This window comes from Streptomyces sp. NPDC006691, from assembly GCF_042869955.1.
Lineage (GTDB): Bacteria > Actinomycetota > Actinomycetes > Streptomycetales > Streptomycetaceae > Streptomyces.
This window is the reverse complement of the sequence record NZ_JBIAGW010000036.1, coordinates 23,761-40,371: the sequence shown is the minus strand read 5'-3', so window position 1 is coordinate 40,371 and position 16,611 is coordinate 23,761. Positions and strand designations below refer to the sequence as shown.

The following is a 16,611-nucleotide window of genomic DNA, read 5'->3' as shown; positions in this document are numbered from 1 at the left end:
CGGCGACGGACGGGATCTTCTTCAGCAGGGGTATCAGCTGGGTGACGTCGTTGCGGTTGCCGCCGGTCAGTGAGACGGCGAGTGGGATGCCCTGGGCGTCGACGACGAGGTGGTGCTTGCTGCCCGGACGTGCTCGGTCGACCGGGCTGGGCCCGCTTTTGGGCCCCGCCGAGCTGCCCTGACGTGGGAGGAGTCAATCACCGCCCGCGACCAGTCCAGCTTCTTCGCGACCCGCAGCTTCTTCAGCAGCACCACGTGCAGCTGGTCCCACACGCCGCCATCGTTCCATGCGGCCAGGCGCCGCCAGCAGGTCATGCCTGATCCGAAGCCCAGCTCCTGCGGCAGGTACTCCCACTGGATCCCGGTATGCAACACGAACAGGATCCCGCAGAGCGCCTGCCGGTCCGGCACCCGAGGGCGCCCCTCCACCTGCTTCGGCGCCGGCTCAGGCAGCAACGGCTCGATGAGCGACCACAGTTCATCCGACACGATCCAAGGCCGCGAATGACGTTTCCCCACGACCAGACCAACGACCAGCCGAACCGAAAGTCACATGATCAACGGCTTCTGTTAGGACCATTAAGCGAAATCCGCGCCGGCGATACTGCCTTCGCCGGGTTTGCTGTCGCGTTCGTCTGCTACTGCCGGGTCACGGGGGACGCTGGGGCGCCATAATCACGTCATGTCGCTTCAGGGAACCGACGCGTACCAGGACAACGACACCTTCCCCGCGTTGGTCCAGCGGGCCGTGCGGGCAGCACGCCACCACGGTTTCGCGTTCTCCTGTAGGCCTGAGCAGGGCCGTCTGCTACAGGTGTTGGCCGCAGGGGCTTCTCACCGCATAGGCGAGACGGGGACTGGATGCGGTGTCGGCCTCGCCTGGCTGGCCTCCGGCGCGGCCAATGGAGCCAGGCTCATCAGCGTCGAACGTGATCTGGAACGGGCTCGCATCGCGGCGGAGGTTTTCCGAGACTGCGAACACGTTGACGTGTTTCATGGTGACTGGCGGCGCATCGCAGACCATGGCCCGTACGACCTGCTCGTGCTCGACGGCGGAGGTCAGGCCAAGGGCGACGGCACTGCGGATCCCGCCCTTCTGCTCACCGCCGGTGGATCGGTGGTGATCGACGACTTCACACCCGCCGCAACATGGCCGCCCCACTTCAACGGCGCACCTGATCGGTCGCGCCTGCACTGGCTGGAACACCCCGAACTCCGGGCTACGGAACTCCGCCTCGCGGCGGACCTCAGCGTGGTCGTCGGAACCCGGTTCTCCGCCTGCTGACAGCAGCCAGAAGCAGCCGAAAAGCACCGGCATCTTGAAAGCCGGCGGTGTCCCCGAGCATGCCGACCGCCAAGTCCGCGACATGACTCATGAGCGACTCGTTCGATGCTTCAGATGAGCCGGGCCCGCCCGCCTCCAGGCCGCCGCACCGTCGGAGCCGGAGGACGCCCCCGAGCCGGACCGGGGCCGCGGCTCGTTCCGCCGGCGGGCCTGATCCCAAAGTCACCGGCCGCCGGGCACGCCTGAGTTCGGCCCGCCACCAGAACGCTCGCGCCCCGGGCCGCCTTTCTGGACGGAGCGGGACGCAGGCGGGCGGGCGGAAGGAACTGAGGCCTACGCCGGTACGGGCGCCGGTGCCGGGCGCAGCGGTGCGAGCGGGGGGTGCCGGCTTTTTCTCCACTGCGCGCAGCTGCTCCCCGTCGACTTCGGGGTGGGCGGGGATGACCGCGTCCGTGGACGCCGTGGTGTAGAGCGCGACGTCGACGGCCCCGGCCCGGCTGGTGCCGAAGCGGACCTCGATGGACTGCGGGGAGCGGACCCAACCGAGCCGCACCATGTGGTCGAAGTCGGCACGGCGCACCCGGAGCCGGGCAGCGGCCTGCTCCGGTCCGAGCGGGGTGTCGGCGGCGACCAGGCCGCCGGGTCCTCGCGGCGGCAGACCTCCGCGACCTGGTCGAAGTGATGCGGCGTCCCCTCGGGGTTCGCGCACAGGTCGACCAGCAGGCCGCAGTCGACGAATCGGCGCACCACGAACGCCGTCACGTTCGCCTTCTCGCCGATCACGTTTGGGGTGCCGAGCGCGTCGGCGATCCGGTCCGCCGCCGCTCCACCGCCAATCGGCGGGGAAGACATGGCGGCCTGGCTCGCGTCGTGCTCGGTTCATCGCATGAGATCACCTCTCGCTCGTTCGTCGGAAGCGGCGGATAGAACGTGACAGAACACACGAAATCCAGTCAAGATCCTTTGAAATCAGGCAAGTTGGATGCGCGCCGCTCAGAGCTTGTAGCAGGATCTTGCTGAACGGGCCTGGTGGGGCGTGACTTGTGTGACGATCGGGCCGTTCGTGGTGTGTGACGACTCGACCGTGGATCGTGGATGACGACTTGTGGGCGCTGATCGAACCGCTGCTGCACCCTGGCCTGAGCGGTCGCCAGGCCCGAAGCCGGTGGATGATCGGCGGTGTCTGCAGGGCATCCTGTTCGTCCTGCATCAGGACATCGCCTGGCAACTCCTGCCACTGGAGCTGGGGTTCGGCTCCGGACAGACCTGGTGGCGGCGGCTGGAGCGATGGCAGCAGGCCGGCGTCTTCGACCAGCTGCACCGCCTGCTGCTCGCCGAATTGAACGCGGCCGGCGAGCTCGACTGGTCACGCGCCTGCATGGACGGCTCCCATGTTCGCGCGAAAAAGGGGGAGCCGCGACCGGTCCGTCACCGCTCGACCGGCGCAAGACGGGTAGCAAACACCACCTGATCTGCGACGGACGCGGCACCCCACTGCACGTCATCATCACCGCAGCGAACGTCAACGACATTACCCAGACCCCCGCCCTGGTCGACGGCATCCAGCCGGGGGCCGGACGGCCTGGACACCCGCGGCGCCGCCCCGAATCTGTCCTGGGCGACAAGGCGTACGACTCGACGGCTGTGCGCCGCGAGCTGCGACGCCGACGCATCATGCCGGTGAACTCCCGCAGGGGCGCCCCGAACATCAAGCGCCTGGGCAAGCTCCGCTACGTCGTGGAGCAGACCTCCGCCCTGCTCCCACCAGTTCAAACGCCTCGCTGTGCGCTGGGAAAGACGCCTCGAACTCCACAACGCCTTCATCGCGTTGGCATGCAGTCTCATCTGCTGGCGCCGGCTCAAGAAACCCCAACCATGATCGTGTTTCAGGCTCACACGACGCAGTTCGGAGCTTGAGGCAGCCTTGCAGATTCAGCAACGCATTGGTTGCTACCCGGAGTTGCCGCTCCCGGATCGGCCGCCGCCGGGTGTGGTGCCACCACACGCCTGACTGGGCACACTGATCTACTGGGCGGACACCTTGGTGAGCACCAGGGACCACGACCCATCCGGAAGGCTGAACGCTACCTTCCCTCCGCCGCGCGCGTAGAGCTGGACACCGGAGACCTCACCGATGCCACGCTCTTCGATGTCCAGGTAGACGAAGTCGCTGCCGCTGCTGTCGACGAACTCCCATTGGCCGTGGAAATCGGCGGGGTCGGAGTGCTCGTCCGTCGACAGATCAGTGGCGGTGAATGTGCCGTCGGAATCGAGCGCGATCTCGCCGCCGGTCTTGCCGTTGCGGTACACGCCGGGAAGCTCGTCGGGGTCGACCGAGTTCGCACACCCTGAGACGAGTACCGAAGAAGCGGCCAGTACAGCGACGAACCACCGTCCGACTATCCCCCTGTTCATCCTGTCCCCCTGATCATCACGGCCCCAGCGTAACGAACTGCCGAATCGTCACACTGGTCACCCCGACCAGGAAGCCTCAACAAGATCGTGTTACGAGCTCCAAGGCCTGTGTGATGTCGTGATCAGTCAGTCGGCGGCTTGGAGGAGGTCGTCGATCCAGATCATGGCGGCGCGGAGGCGGAGGCCGGCGAGGTGGCTACCTGAGGTTTTGTCGTAGCGGATGGCGATCCCTCGCCAGGCTTTCATCTTGTTGATCAGGCACTCGACGGTGTTCCGTTCCGTGTAGGGGTCGGCATCGTGGACGACGGGCCGGCCGCCCCGGCAGCCCTTCTTCTTACGGTGGGCTGCCTGGTCCCGTTTCTCCGGGATGACGGCCTTGATTCCGCGTTTGTTCAGGTAGGCGCGGTGACCGCGGGAGGAGTACGCCTTATCCGCGGCTACCGTGCCGGGCGTTGTGCGGGGACGGCCGACTGGCGGGCGGACTCTGACCTTCGCGAGTACGGGGATGAACTGCGGGCCGTCCCCGGCCTGCCCGGCAGTCAGGACCAGTGGAGCGGACGGCACCGGCGGTCCGCGGCGAGATGATCTTGCTCGTGAGTCCGCCCCGGGACCTGCCGAGCAGGGCTTCCTTCAGGCGGAGCCTGCGTCTGCGCCGGATGCGCCGGATGCGCCGGATGCGCCGGCGTTCGTCCTGTCCGGTCGGCTCCTCCGTGCTGCCCCCTTGTACCGGGCTGTCTCCTGCTCCCGCACGGCTTCTTCCGGGGTTTTCATGAGGTGCTTGCTGACCCGCATTCTCGCTGCGTCGTGGTGAGCGCGGACCGTGGTCGAGTCCACGTTGACCAGTGACAAGTCCGTCCTGCCCACCCGGGCTCCTGGGCGATCAGGCCTTCCATCAGGGCCGTGAAAACACCGGCGTCCAACCAGGCGCGGAAGCGTCCGTAGACGGTGGCCCAGGGCCCGAACTCGGCAGACATCTCGCGCCACTGCCCACCGGAGCGGAACCGCCAGATCAGATCCCTGAACTGCTCCCACAACCGCTCCGGATGCGGCCCGTACCCACCGATCGGCAGATACGGCTCGATGAACTTCCACTGAGCGTGGGTCAGTTGCCTGCGCGTCATAACCCCAGTCCTACCGGATGCCACCCTTCGAACAGGCCAGAATGCAGCAGTTGATCACGACATCACACAGGCCCTAGATGTTGCGGATCATGACGTTGTTGACGCGGGCGGTCATCGGATCTCGCTGTCGGGATGCTGCGCGTCGTAAGCCTGGCGGGCATGGGCGATGCCGTCCCGGTGCTTGAGTGACCAGTCGGCCAGTGCCTTGACGAGATGGGTCAGGCTCGTACCGGTCTCGGTGAGGCGATAGTCCACCTGAGCAGGCACGGTCGGATAGACGGTTCGAAGGACCAGCCCATCGCGTTCCAGCCGGCGCACGGTCAGAGTCAGCATCCTCTGAGAGATCCCGTCGATTGCGCGTTGCAATTGTCGGAAACGTCGTGCGCCGTTCGCAAGCTCGACGATCACGAGGACCGACCACTTGTCGCCCACGCGGTCGAGGACGTCGCGGATCTCGCAGTCGGGGTGGTCAGGCTGTCCGCACGGGTCGAGCTCTGCGGGCCCAGCGGTTACCTCGGTGTGCGTCACTGACATCAAACTGCCTCCTTGTGGGCCGACCATGACCGGTCGAGACTCATCGTAGTTACTGATGAGAACCACATAGGAGAACGAACCACAATGATCATGGTGACCGGCGCGAACGGACAGCTCGCATCCCTCACGCTTCAGGAGTTGGCCGAACGGAAGGTGCCCGCCCTGGGTGGCAGCCGGACTCCCGGCGACAGGCAGCGCCACCTGGACTTCGACGACCCCGCCAGCCTTGACCTGACCGGTGTCTCGACGCTGGTGCTGGTCTCTGCCGGGTATGCCGAGGACGACCAGGTCATCGCTCGGCATCAGGCCCTTCTCGATGCCGCCGTTCGCGACGGCGTCGTACACGTGATCTACACCAGCCTGACCCGCACCGGGGATCACCTCGGGTTCGCGCTCGCCCACCGCGCCACTGAGGAGCTGGTCAAGGCCAGTGGGCTCGACTGGACGGTCCTGCGCAATGGGCTCTACGCCGAGCTCTTCGGAGCGTTGTTGACGTGGACACCCGACGGTCTGGAGTCAGCCTTTGGCGATGGCGCTCTCTCTGCGGTGGCTCGTGTGGACCTGGCTGCCGCAACAGCCATCGTTGCCAGCCACCCAACAGCGCACGCCGGCAATACCTACGACCTGGTCGGCGACCCGATCACCGCCGAGGACATCGCCCAGCGCCTCGACGTCGTACACCGGACCATCGGGCTGGGCGAGTACCGCGCCCGACTCCTCGCGGACGACGCACTGCTGCCGTTCCAGCCGCCGATGCTTACCTCGATCGCCACCAGCGTCCGCCATGGGTTCCTCAACAACTCCAGCCCCGACCTCGTGCAGCTGCTCGACCGGCCGCTCACCGACGCGCTGGCCGTAGCAGCGGACACCGCAGCCGCGATGCGTCCCAGCGCACGCTGACGCGCATGGCTCATCGCAACGCGCCGCTGCACCTCGAAGGTCGTCGGCGACTGGTCGAATGCTGCCATACCCGTCCCATCGCGCACGTGGCCGCTGAGATGGGAATCTCTCGGGCGTGTGCATCGAAGTGGGTCAACCGCTACCGACAGGACGGGGAGCTTGGCCTACTGGATCGTTCCTCGGCCGCGCACCGCCAGCCGGCGGCGATCTCCGCGGACGCGGTGGCACGGATCGAGGACCTCCGTCGCACACAGAAGTGGTCCGCCTCCCGAATCGTCTTCGAGCTCCGCGACGTGGGCATCCGGATCAGCCGTCGTACGGTGTCTCGCCACCTTCTCGCCCTCGGGCTGAACCGCCGCAAGTTCATCGATTCGACCGGCGACTCAACCGCGAACCACGCAAAATCATCGCCCGCAGGCCCGGGCACATGGTCCACATCGAGTCGAAGAAGGTAGGCCGAATCCCCGACGGCGGCGGCTGGCGAGTCCACGGCCGAGGAACCGATCAGGCCAAAGCAGCCGCCGTTCCAAGAGGAAGACGAAGCGGGGCGGCTACAACTACCTGCACTCCACGGTCGACGGCTACTCCCGAATCGGCCTCCGCCGAAGCGTTGTCAGACGAGAAAGCCACTACTGCGATCGCGTTCATGCACCGTGCCCGTGCGTGGTTCGGGACCAACGGCACCCCCCGCAGCGAGCGATCGTCACCGACAACGGAGCCTGCTACCGGGCCGAAGCCTTCTCACGGGCCCTGCTCGGCTCCCGGCACCAGCGGATCACCCCATACACACCGCGACGCAATGGGATAGTAGAGCGCTACGACCGATCGTCACCGACGAGTTCCTCTATGCCCGCACCTGGACCTCCGAAGACCAACGACGCGCAGCGCTCGACGTCTGGAACCTCCACTACAACGGTCACCGGCCCCACAGCGCTGCCGCAGGGCAGCCGCCCGCAGCCCGACTACGCGATCGCGTCACCGACGTCGTGGCCTTGCAAACCCTAGCGAAATGCCAGGTGGGGGCTTGGTGGCTCGTGCATGATGGCGATGCAGACGGGGGTTGGGAGGACTCATGGTTGGCGATGGCGCAGTGGATCTGTTGCATCTAACGGCGGGTGGTAGCCCCGAGCTGGGCAGTAGTGTCCGGCTGCGGGTGTTGGGGCGTCGGCGTCCCGGGGCGACGCCGTACAACGACTACCTCGATGCCGAGTTCACTGTCACCAGCAGCTTCGCCAACGGGCGCATGGAGCTGTACCTGTCGCCGGAGGACCTGGACGACTGGTCCACGGCTCTCAACGAACTTGCTGCCTACCGCGACATCAAGTGGACGGCATCCAGCGGCTGCGAGATCCAGATCGAGCTGGACCGGAGTTTCTCCGTACCCGTACCCATCGTCACCGTGACGGATGGCGACGAGTCCATCTCCTCGATTCGTCTCTGGCTGGATGCCGGACACGGTTGGATCGACGCGCTGCACAAACAGCTCCGGCAAGTCCGTCTGGCCTGGCCGAACGAGGTGGTGATCAGGCCGCGCTCCCGTAGCTATTGGGATTGAACGGACAGTCGGCGCCAGCCGATGTGTGCGCATCCCAGGGTGAGGAAGGCTTCGTGAATGTCGTCGCGGATCTCCCAGCGGATCCGCAGGCGGCGGAACCCGTGCAGATGGGCGAAGGCACGCTCCACGACCCAACGTTGAGTTCCCAGTCCAGAGCCATGCTCGGTCCCCCGGCGGGCGATCACCGGCTTTACCCCAAGGGCCTGAACGAGTCGGCGGTACTTGTTGTGGTCGTAGCCACGGTCACCAAGCACGAGGTCCGGGCGGCGCCGGGGCCGGCCGGGTTGCCTCGCACCGGTGGAACGGCTTCGAGCAGCGGGATGAGCTGGGTGACGTCGTTGTTGCCGCCGGTCAGGATGGCGGCAAGCCGGATGCCGGTGGCATCGGTGATCAGGTGAAGCTTGCTGCCGGTTCTACCCCGGGTTACGGGCATGAGCTGCCCCTGACAGGACGACTCGCCGAACTCGATGACGAGTACGCCTTCCTCGAATACGGCAGCGACGAAGCAGTAGCTCAGATCGATGCTGAGGTCATAGCCGAAGCCCGCCGCCTCGCCGCAGTCCACCCCGCTTGCCCGGCGAGTGACGTCGGCCGGGGCCGCAGTGATGACGTCATTGAGCGCGTCCCTGGAAGCCTGAAGGTCGCTGATGGCCTGAGTGATGCGGTCGCGCTCCTGATGGAGGCCGGCGAGCAGGTCCGAGCAGGTGGGGACCAGACGGTCGCCGGTGTCCCGCAGGCACGGCAGGACCGTGGTGATCGTGGAGGTGCCGGGGCCAGCAGGCTGCGGATGCGGCGGACGATGGCAAGGTCCTCTTCGACGTATTCCCGGTATCCGCTGGGGCGGCGCTGCGGGTGGAGCAGACCCTGCTCCTCGTAGTAGCGCAGCAGGTGCACGGCCACGTCGGTCCGCCGGGACAACTCACCGATACGCACATGGACCTCCTGGGGCATGCGGGCATTGCCGAGCGAGCCATACGGCGCGCGGACGGCGGGCGCTCACGTCAGCGGGATGGCGCGGCAGACGGAGGCGTGGCCGCTGGCCACGACACGGAGCTCTTTCCGTCATCGGTCTGGGCCGGCCAAATGCAGGGTCAGGACGGCTTGGTGGCACCATTCGGCCATGTGCGAAGACTGCCTAGCCGACTACACACACTGTGTTCACGTCACCACTGATGCCGCCGACGCGTACCGCCAAGCCATGCGACTGTGCGCTCTGATGGAACACCGCGGCGACGAGGCGGTACTGCTGACGCACCTGGAGAGCGTCGGCGAGGTCCGCCGCATGGCGGCGGCGCTGCCGAACTCCCGCTTTGTGCACCGTCCCTACCCTGGCGCCCGACCCTCTTGCGGCGCCGGCGGCTGTGAACCGGACGTGCCGGTCATGGACGATCGTGAACTGGAGGCACACCTGCCGCTCGAAATCTCGGCACGGTTCGCACGGGGGACGGCCGAGGACCGGGTCATCGCGGCACTGGGCGACAACGGCAACGCGGTCTTCCTCGTATGGTCGGGTCGTTGGCCAGACAGACCCGAGCACGGCCTGCACGGCTCCCGCCACGACGCGGTACAGGTCGCCTTCCGCGGCGACCACTCCGACCCTGCACTGCCGTCCGGCCGGCACGCGGTCCACGTCCACGTGTCCAAGCAGTCCGGCCACCGCGGCGTCGAGTATCTGGCTGCGCAGGCGGGCGTCCATCCGTGACCAACTCGGCGCGCGTGCACGCCGCCGTCCAGTCCGCATCACCGCACTCGTCCAAGCCCTCCTCGCCCCAGATCTGACCAGCTCAGTGTGAAGTTGGAAAGAGCTCACGGATCCGCCATAGCCAGTCGGTCTCGGGGGAGCGGGATGCGTCCTTGCAGCCGCGCCACGTCCGGCGATTGTCCTGGCCGTGTTCGCCGTGTCTTTGTTCATGAAAAACGGACAGTAGATGTCCACCATCTCGGGAGACACTCAGCCACTGCTCTATTCGACTCCGATGCCTGATCCGCACAGGGCGAGCGCGGCCGCGTGAGATGGCCCCGATAGCCTGTGGGCATGGAAGACACGATCGAATCAGCATGCCGAATCTGCGGGTTGGATGACGGTGAGGCACTGTTCGAGCACGGGTTTCCCACCTATGTCATCTGCGATTGCTGCGGGAATGAGTCCGGAATCGGTGACGATGACCTCATGCAGGTGCGGGAACTGCGTGGCTATTGGGCCGGCCATGGCGCCCGGTGGTACAGCCCGCAGTGCAGGCCAGTTGACTGGGATCCTCTAAAGCAGCTCGCTAACCTTCCGCCCCGCTGGCGCTGACATCGGCCTTCCGACCTGGCGTCGTCCCAGACGATGGGATCAGCGCCACTCGGGCGGAACGTTCGCCATCTGCTTCAGCAGGTCCCATTCCCGCTCCTTGTGGATCCGCTCCTCCAGGGTGTTGTTCCAACGCGCACCGCGCCCCAGCCAGTAGCCGCGGTACTGGCGCACGCTCACGACGCTCGCATCACCCACATCGGATTCGTTGCCGCAGCATGGACAGATGCTGTTGGTGGGCCATCCGTCCTCCCAAAATACTTCTTCGTCATACCCGCACACTCGGCAGACGGTATCGGTCTCCGTTCCTTCTGCTCTCATATAGAGAACAGCCTATAAGCCCCTGCCATCCCTTACTCCTCGGCCCCGTTCGAACGCCGGGTGCCTGCCAAGGTGGTGAACTTCTGCTTCGTTCTCTTGAACGAAGCCAGACCATCGGGCCCGTGGAAGACGGAGGCGCGTTTGCCGTCGGTCATCGTGGTGGTTCTCCCGGCTCGGGCGGCAGTCACGCGGCCAAGAGCTGTTCGGCCGGGGGACGGAGGCAGGCGGAGGAGTCGGCGGGGGTGCCGTCGCAGCAGTCCAGGCCGTAGCCGAGCCTCTTGGGTCGTGTCGCAGAGCATGTGTTTTCAGCTGCTGTATTCCTGGGGGAGAAGGCTCGTTGGCCCCTCTGCATGGCCCTGAGCTGTAGGAATTCGCTGGTCGAAACGGGTCGGTACGGGATGCTGCACGCGTGATCGAGCAAGAAGCCGCCGTCCGGGCTGTCGAAGAGCAGCTGGAGCGCGACTATCAGCAGTGGCGGGCTGTGAGCGCGGACGGGGTGAGGATGGTTGCGGTCCGTGTCGAGGAACACGAGCTGGTGTGGGTCATCTCCTGGCAGTCCGAGAAGTTCGCACGCACTCGGAACTCGAAGTACGCGCTGATCGGCAATGGGCCGTACCTGGTGGACCGCGTCGACGGAGGACTCCACTAAATCAGCGTCGTCTCCGCGAGAAGCGGAGCGTGGGAGGACGACCATGTGGCCCGGATACGTGGGCTGCCGGTGCGCACTGCGGTGGACGATCTGCACGATGCGCTCCGCGGAGTCGCCGCTACGCGCGGACGGATGCACGCTGTTCGGGCACTGCGCCAGAGGCTGCCTGTGCTCTCGCCTGCGGAGGCCCTTGAGTACGTGGAAGCATTGGTGGAGGGTGATGCACCCGCCCGCCTCGTGGCCGTCCACCAAGGAGCGCACAAGCACGACGGGTTCCTCCAAGGCAGTGCGGGTCGACAGTGCTGCGCCCGCCGTCCAGGCTGGTGCGGCGGGCGCGTTGAGCAGCTGGTGGGGGCCGGGTCAGGGCGAGTGGATGAGTCCGGGCAGCGGGCGCACCGAGGTGCTGGGGCTGGGTGCGGTGTGAGTGGGACAGGGTTTGGCGGGCTGCGGGTCAGCGCCGCTGGAGCCGCTGCTCAGCTGCCAGCCGAGAAAGGCACCGATCAGGAGCAGCACCAGGTGCCGGTTGGTCTTCCACCAGCTCGCCGTGGGCATCTCGGTGACCAGACCGATGGCTTTCGGGGGCTTCGGCGAACCACAGGCCGCGCTTGGTCAGCTCGCTGATCTCGTGGTCGGTGAGCCGGTCGACCTCGTCGGGGAACAGCTCGGACAGGTCGGTGTCGAAGTCTGCGTACAGCGACCGCATCAGCACCGCGCGGCGTCGCACGAGACTTGGCCGACTTCCTGTGGCTGCTTGCGGGCGGCTACGGCCCCTTCGAAGCGATCCCCTCCTTCACTGACGCATACGAGCCCGACTGGCTTCCGCGACCCAGCCCGGAGCGTGCCGCCATCGCCGAACGCTTCGCCCCACACGGCCGACGCCCGCCTGCCGACGTGATCAGACTGGCCGCCCAAGAGTTCCCTGACTTCGAGAACACGATTGACCAGCTGTGTCGCTGAGCAACTGCCCCGCAGCACAGTAAAAGCCCTACTTACGCCGATCCCCGCCGTGACCAGGGCATCCCTGACTGCCGTCCCGCCCGGGTCCGAGGACCCGGGCAGACACTGATGCGTTGTGTGTGCCCCAAGCGCATCGCAGCAACGAAGTTGGCCTGGGCGAAGGGCAGTTGAAGGATGATCGAGGCAGGTGAGCTGTCCGTCATGCAAGGGCATGTCCGTAGGCCGCTGAAGCGAGGGGGTGGGTGGGGCGCACCGGGCGAGGAAGAGGGAGAGCGGGCGGGACGTCTTCCGACGCCACATCGGGCTGCCGGGTGAGGCGCACCAACTGGCGGGGGAACTGATCTGCTGGAAGTGCCAGGCTGGCGTCGAACCGGTGCGTAAAGGGACCCTCCAGGGCACAGAGGAGGGCCCGCGCGTCCAGGGCGTGAGAGCGCCCGGCTCCGTGACGCTCCGCCCACCCCTGGCCTAAGATCCACCAATATGGGGGAACCGAAAAATGAGACGATGACCGGGGTCGTCCTGACCAGCGGCCGTACCCGGGCGTGGGTGGAGCGTGGCGCGCTGCACTGGATCCGGGGGCGCACGACCGTCGTCGTGCCAGGGACGGGGATACGCCGCGTCGAGGCGGCCGGGAAGTCGCTGACCGTGTTCCTCGTCGAGGATGCCGGAGGCGGCTCCTCGATGACGATCACTCATCGCAATCAGGACATGATCAGCGCGCTCGGCGCGGAGATAGACGCCATCATCGGTGATGCGGGCCGCTCGGGGAAGCGGCGGCAGCCGCAACGGCACACCGTGCCGCCCTGGCCCGTGCGCGTGCTGACTCGGCTGCGGGACCAAGTGCTGCACGGCAACCCGTGGTGGCGGCGCGCGCTCTGGTACACGGTCCTGGGACCTCCCCTGGCCGTGCTGCTCCCGCCCAGCTCCGTCCTGGGCATTGCCGCCTGGCTGCTGCTGCCCGCCGGGCTCGGCCTGCTGTGGTTCTGGGTGAAGATGACCCACCTGGACACGCGGTGGGTAATGGGGCGGCGGGGTGTGACCGTCCACGCCCGGTACGAGTTCGACCTGAGCACATCCAGCGACTCGGGTGTCAGCTACATCGTCCATTTCCGCACGCTTGACGGGCAGGAGATGGCGGCGCCCATCACAGTGCGCGGACACCGCGATGAGATCTCGTACGACCCCCAAGACCCCTCCCGCGTATACGGGCGCACCCGAGTGGCCTGGCTGGGGTACGCCTTGATCTCCTTCATCATCGCCGGCGTGTGGGGTGTGGCCTTGTGCGTCCCGGCGATCATCTGGATCACCAAGCTGGTGTCCCCGGCGTTCTAGCTCAGGGGCGACTGGTCCGGGCTGCTGCGGGTTCGGTGTGGTGGCGCATTTGGTTCCACAAAGGGACCTGTGCGCGAGTTCGTCTAGGAGGATCGCGGAGACGGCCGGGTCGACCGTGTGGTTACGCGTCTTGTCGTCAGCGACGAGGGGCATACGGTACGACCCGGCTTCTTCGCGACGGAGTTGAGGCGCTTGGGACGAGACCCACGTATGTCAGGGCGGCCATCCCTGTCAGCACGGGGCTGATGTAGTCCGCGATGTCCTGGCCTGGGACTGCCGAACGAGCGGTGTAACTGGGGTAGTTGTACTTACTGGCGGGCCGCCGTCAGGAGGCCGTCGAAGGTGATGTCGAAGGCGTTCAGCGCGGTCTTCCAGCGCATGGTCCAGCGGGCCTGTCCCTTGTTGGTCCGAGATACGGTCCCGGCCGTGGCTGACGTGGAGCATCGCCGGCGCGATTGCGGCTCTGTGCCTGGGACTGGCTCCCTTGCTGATCCTGCTGCCCTTACTGGGGAGGGACTACACCGACGGCTCCGGCGGCTACGCGGGCTTGTTGGCGGGTTTCGGCGCCGGGACGGTTCTGGGAGCGGTCGCGGCTGTCCGGTGGAGTGGTCCTCGGCGGGGGGTGGCGGGCCAGCTGGGCGTCACCGCGGTGGGACTCCCCATGGGTGTCCTGGCGATGCCGGGCTCCGCCGTCGTGGCCGTAGTGTCCGTCGTCGTGGCCGCGGCGGGCTACGGATTGTTCGGTGTCGTATGGACGACGGCTCTTCAGGACCAGGTTCCCTCCGAAGTCCTGGGGCGCGTCGCCGCGGTGGACACGGCTCTTGGTCTGGGAGCCATGCCGCTGGGGTATCTCCTGGGCGGGCAACTCGCCCAGGGCATCGGCCTGCACCAGAGTTTGGTCCCCCTTGCCCCGTCCGCCGTCGTCGCCGGCTTGGCGCCACTGGCCGTGTCATCCGTGCGCGGCTACGGCCTCGTGGGGCTGAAGGCAGAAGAGACGGACCCTGCCCACTCCCAAACAGGTAAGTAAAAACCGCCTTCACTTCCTGAAATACCGCAGCTCAGGGATTCTGCTCCCCGCGCACGCGGCGAGGGACCCCAAGAGGGGTGGGTGAGTTCGAGCCCGTCCGCCAGAGATGGCCATCAACAGGCGGACACGCCAAGTAGATCGCCAAGCCAGGAAGCGCCAATCAGGTAGGCGGCACTGAGCACTACTTTGAAGACACCGTCGGCGATGATCCCCGTCAAGCGGAACGTCGCTGTCGCTGTCGCAGCCTGAGCCTGCGTCATGAGTATGCCTCCCTGATGCCTGTCCCACTCTCGTAAGATCGGAGCGGACTTGCCTTCACCTGCTCAGCTACGAGAGCGGCTGTACCGGCCTCGTCGTGCAACTGTTCCGATGACGCGGTCGCTGAGGGGCCCGGCAGGCAATTGCGTAACACCCGGCCGGGGCCAGTGGCACCAACTACTGGCCCCGGCCCCTACGAGGAGATCAGCGGATGACGGACGTGGAGGCGGCCGGCCGCCTGTATCCCGGCGGGACGGTCGGTGTGGTGATAGTTGTAGTAGCGCTCGCGGTATTGGCCGCCATGATCATGTACGGACGTGCCAAGAGGCGCCGGGACGAGTAGGCGGCGCCCAAGGCGAAAAGCTCCTTCACTGTCTGGCTTGCGGCCGTGGGTTCCGATTGCAGTCCGGGGCGAATCCGCATGCCAGAGAGCGATCTGGTCCCGGTCCCGCGATATCAGCTGTTGTCCCACGAACCTTGCGGATGTCTGGTAGCACCAGGGGGCCAGGTTGTGGGTTTGGACGGGGCTGCGGTTGGCGTAGATCCAGGAAAGGGCCCCGACGGGGAAGCCTTGGACGGTACAGCCAGTCGGCACCTGCGGCTACACCACTGTTCCCCATTGCGCCGGGTACACCGGTGGCCAGGGCTTTGAGTGGTCGAACAGCGACTCCCGGTCCATGAGTGAGAACTCTGCCTCACGCCAGGAAGGGTTGCCGCTGACGACGAAGCTGCCATCGGACGCGAGCATCCATGTCCACTCGGCGTCCTCCTCGGTCAGTTGGTGCCGCTCGCGCAGTTCGGCGAACTCGGTCTCGGTCGCACGCCGGATATGCAAGCCGTCGCGGTAGTACGGCTTTAGGAACATCAACTCCACATGCCCGATCCAGACCTCCACCCGTGTCGAGGTTTCATCGATGGCTGTCGCTTCGCTCCACAGCTTGAGCTGCCGGTGTGAGGGATCGAATCCGACCACCCGGAACAGCCGCTTCCCACTGATGTACTCCGTCACCGGGTCTTTGCTCCTAGAGTAAAAGCTGTCCCGCAATGGCCGCTCACAGCTCCGGGAACGGCGGGATGTCGATCGGCCAGCCCCCTGCCGGGCAACCACAGTGATGATCAACCGGCTCAAGAACCACCGGCCGTTGTGACTCGTTACGGCAAACGCGCCTACGTCTTTCACAGCACGGTCACCACCACTGCAATCCGGCTTTGGTGCCGGGCTGAGCAGACCTGCTGTCTCAGTCGCCGAGGAACCAGAAGTAGAGGTGCTGTCCGTCGAGAACTGTCTGGCCCAAGTCCAAAAGGTCACGCGCGAACGCATCGGTAACCTCGCCTGGAGGCAGTCGCGGTACTTCCGCCAGTAAGGTGAGTACTTGTCGGCTGTTGAAAACAGTGTCCGCATATGGCATCAGATGCCCCAGCGTCGGAAACTCCGACTGATCTAGCGCGGCCAGCTCTGGCCCCCACGCCACACCATGCTTTGCGCGGGCCTCGACCGTGCCGCTCTTGCCACGGACCTGCACATTGATCATGGCCAGATCCTATGGACCTCATGACCTGCCAGACAGTGGCTAGCGCTGTGGGATCCGGGGCTGGCAGATCTTGCAGAGTTGGCGCTGGAGGCCTGGTACCCGACCAGGGTTCGTGTGATCAGGATGGGATCACCGGCTCTGCCGTAGGCGGCCTGGACCGCGCGCAGGTCGTCGAGCACGGCGACGGGGAAGACAGGCGGCTTCGCGCCCCCACGGGCGGCCCCTGTCGGCGCGAGCTCACCAGAGCGCCCTCACCCACGACGCCGAGGGCGGCACCTCCACTCCGATGCTGCCGGCCCGCTCCCGCCACGCCTCAGTCCGCTCCCTGCAGCGGCGACGCCCGCCCCGGCGTCGCCGCGGGCGCCCGACACGTTGCTGAACGTGCCCCTGCCGCACGTCATAAGGCGTAACCGGTGCCCTACTTTCAGCGTG

17 protein-coding genes and 6 pseudogenes are annotated in these 16,611 nt (G+C 66.4%); 12 read left to right on the top strand and 11 right to left on the bottom strand.

What is annotated here, in order from left to right; genetic code table 11:
- A pseudogene (locus tag ACFYNP_RS37090) lies at positions 1-492 on the bottom strand (IS5 family transposase); the annotation flags it as partial.
- 190 nt (positions 493-682) lie between these two features.
- Between ACFYNP_RS37090 and ACFYNP_RS37085 the strand changes: the two are divergent.
- Together ACFYNP_RS37085 and ACFYNP_RS37080 are read left to right on the top strand one after the other, a co-directional pair.
- A complete protein-coding gene (locus ACFYNP_RS37085; protein ID WP_388791733.1) occupies positions 683-1,285 on the top strand; it encodes an O-methyltransferase in 603 nt (200 codons plus the stop codon).
- Positions 1,286-2,355: 1,070 nt separating this feature from the next.
- Positions 2,356-3,164: pseudogene (locus ACFYNP_RS37080) on the top strand (IS5 family transposase).
- 146 nt (positions 3,165-3,310) lie between these two features.
- Here ACFYNP_RS37080 and ACFYNP_RS37075 read toward each other — a convergent pair.
- The 3 genes and pseudogenes from ACFYNP_RS37075 to ACFYNP_RS37065 all read right to left on the bottom strand — a co-directional run bounded on the left by ACFYNP_RS37075 (position 3,311) and on the right by ACFYNP_RS37065 (position 5,355).
- Positions 3,311-3,700 carry a hypothetical protein gene (locus ACFYNP_RS37075; RefSeq protein WP_388791731.1) on the bottom strand — a complete coding sequence of 130 codons (390 nt, stop codon included), beginning with the start codon at positions 3,698-3,700 and terminating at the stop codon, positions 3,311-3,313.
- Between the two features lie 126 nt (positions 3,701-3,826).
- Positions 3,827-4,821, bottom strand: a pseudogene (locus ACFYNP_RS37070) (IS5 family transposase).
- A 111-nt stretch (positions 4,822-4,932) separates the two neighbouring features.
- Positions 4,933-5,355: a winged helix-turn-helix transcriptional regulator gene (locus tag ACFYNP_RS37065; RefSeq protein WP_388791729.1), complete on the bottom strand. Its 423-nt coding sequence runs from the start codon at positions 5,353-5,355 to the stop codon at positions 4,933-4,935.
- Positions 5,356-5,439: 84 nt separating this feature from the next.
- Here ACFYNP_RS37065 and ACFYNP_RS37060 point away from each other — a divergent pair, with 84 nt between their 5' ends.
- The 3 genes and pseudogenes from ACFYNP_RS37060 to ACFYNP_RS37050 all read left to right on the top strand — a co-directional run bounded on the left by ACFYNP_RS37060 (position 5,440) and on the right by ACFYNP_RS37050 (position 7,810).
- Positions 5,440-6,255, top strand: a complete 816-nt coding sequence (locus tag ACFYNP_RS37060) for an NAD(P)H-binding protein (RefSeq protein ID WP_388791727.1) — start codon at positions 5,440-5,442, stop codon at positions 6,253-6,255.
- Positions 6,256-6,260: 5 nt separating this feature from the next.
- Positions 6,261-7,256: pseudogene (locus ACFYNP_RS37055) on the top strand (IS481 family transposase); the annotation flags it as partial.
- 71 nt (positions 7,257-7,327) lie between these two features.
- On the top strand, positions 7,328-7,810 hold the full coding sequence (locus tag ACFYNP_RS37050; protein ID WP_388791725.1) for a DUF5959 family protein: 483 nt from the start codon (positions 7,328-7,330) through the stop codon (positions 7,808-7,810).
- Here the strand turns inward: ACFYNP_RS37050 and ACFYNP_RS37045 are convergent.
- Both ACFYNP_RS37045 and ACFYNP_RS37040 read right to left on the bottom strand, forming a co-directional pair.
- A pseudogene (locus tag ACFYNP_RS37045) lies at positions 7,798-8,240 on the bottom strand (IS5 family transposase); the annotation flags it as partial. The gene ACFYNP_RS37050 and the pseudogene ACFYNP_RS37045 overlap by 13 nt on opposite strands.
- A 138-nt stretch (positions 8,241-8,378) precedes the next feature.
- Positions 8,379-8,743, bottom strand: a pseudogene (locus ACFYNP_RS37040) (MerR family transcriptional regulator); the annotation flags it as partial.
- Positions 8,744-9,008: 265 nt separating this feature from the next.
- Here ACFYNP_RS37040 and ACFYNP_RS37035 point away from each other — a divergent pair.
- Both ACFYNP_RS37035 and ACFYNP_RS37030 read left to right on the top strand, forming a co-directional pair.
- The gene (locus ACFYNP_RS37035; RefSeq protein WP_388791723.1) at positions 9,009-9,512 is read left to right on the top strand and encodes a hypothetical protein; all 504 of its coding nucleotides are present in this window, start codon (positions 9,009-9,011) and stop codon (positions 9,510-9,512) included.
- 333 nt (positions 9,513-9,845) lie between these two features.
- Entirely contained in the window at positions 9,846-10,106 is a 261-nt protein-coding gene (locus ACFYNP_RS37030) for a hypothetical protein (protein ID WP_388791721.1), read from the top strand.
- Between the two features lie 39 nt (positions 10,107-10,145).
- Here ACFYNP_RS37030 and ACFYNP_RS37025 read toward each other — a convergent pair whose 3' ends face one another.
- Positions 10,146-10,277: a hypothetical protein gene (locus ACFYNP_RS37025; protein ID WP_388791719.1), complete on the bottom strand. Its 132-nt coding sequence runs from the start codon at positions 10,275-10,277 to the stop codon at positions 10,146-10,148.
- A gap of 556 nt (positions 10,278-10,833) precedes the next feature.
- On the opposite strand from ACFYNP_RS37025, the gene ACFYNP_RS37020 reads away from it, so the two are divergent.
- Complete coding sequence (locus ACFYNP_RS37020; RefSeq protein WP_388791717.1) at positions 10,834-11,073, top strand: YrhB domain-containing protein; 240 nt, start codon at positions 10,834-10,836, stop codon at positions 11,071-11,073.
- A gap of 451 nt (positions 11,074-11,524) precedes the next feature.
- Here the strand turns inward: ACFYNP_RS37020 and ACFYNP_RS37015 are convergent, their stop codons facing one another.
- Positions 11,525-11,797, bottom strand: coding sequence for a hypothetical protein (locus tag ACFYNP_RS37015; protein WP_388791715.1), 273 nt, complete (start codon positions 11,795-11,797; stop codon positions 11,525-11,527).
- A 5-nt stretch (positions 11,798-11,802) separates the two neighbouring features.
- On the opposite strand from ACFYNP_RS37015, the gene ACFYNP_RS37010 reads away from it, so the two are divergent.
- The 3 genes from ACFYNP_RS37010 to ACFYNP_RS37000 all read left to right on the top strand — a co-directional run bounded on the left by ACFYNP_RS37010 (position 11,803) and on the right by ACFYNP_RS37000 (position 14,389).
- Positions 11,803-12,030: a hypothetical protein gene (locus tag ACFYNP_RS37010; RefSeq protein ID WP_388791713.1), complete on the top strand. Its 228-nt coding sequence runs from the start codon at positions 11,803-11,805 to the stop codon at positions 12,028-12,030.
- A 504-nt stretch (positions 12,031-12,534) separates the two neighbouring features.
- Positions 12,535-13,362: a hypothetical protein gene (locus tag ACFYNP_RS37005; protein ID WP_388791711.1), complete on the top strand. Its 828-nt coding sequence runs from the start codon at positions 12,535-12,537 to the stop codon at positions 13,360-13,362.
- 412 nt (positions 13,363-13,774) lie between these two features.
- The gene (locus ACFYNP_RS37000; RefSeq protein ID WP_388791739.1) at positions 13,775-14,389 is read left to right on the top strand and encodes a hypothetical protein; all 615 of its coding nucleotides are present in this window, start codon (positions 13,775-13,777) and stop codon (positions 14,387-14,389) included.
- Between the two features lie 113 nt (positions 14,390-14,502).
- Here the strand turns inward: ACFYNP_RS37000 and ACFYNP_RS36995 are convergent, their stop codons facing one another.
- Complete coding sequence (locus tag ACFYNP_RS36995; RefSeq protein ID WP_388791709.1) at positions 14,503-14,649, bottom strand: hypothetical protein; 147 nt, start codon at positions 14,647-14,649, stop codon at positions 14,503-14,505.
- Between the two features lie 209 nt (positions 14,650-14,858).
- On the opposite strand from ACFYNP_RS36995, the gene ACFYNP_RS36990 reads away from it, so the two are divergent.
- Positions 14,859-14,990 (top strand): hypothetical protein, encoded by a 132-nt coding sequence (locus tag ACFYNP_RS36990; protein ID WP_388791707.1) that lies wholly within the window; start codon positions 14,859-14,861, stop codon positions 14,988-14,990.
- A gap of 258 nt (positions 14,991-15,248) precedes the next feature.
- Here the strand turns inward: ACFYNP_RS36990 and ACFYNP_RS36985 are convergent, their stop codons facing one another.
- Complete coding sequence (locus ACFYNP_RS36985) at positions 15,249-15,656, bottom strand: hypothetical protein (RefSeq protein ID WP_388791705.1); 408 nt, start codon at positions 15,654-15,656, stop codon at positions 15,249-15,251.
- Between the two features lie 229 nt (positions 15,657-15,885).
- A complete protein-coding gene (locus ACFYNP_RS36980; RefSeq protein ID WP_388791703.1) occupies positions 15,886-16,179 on the bottom strand; it encodes a hypothetical protein in 294 nt (97 codons plus the stop codon).
- Positions 16,180-16,611 lie beyond the last annotated feature (432 nt).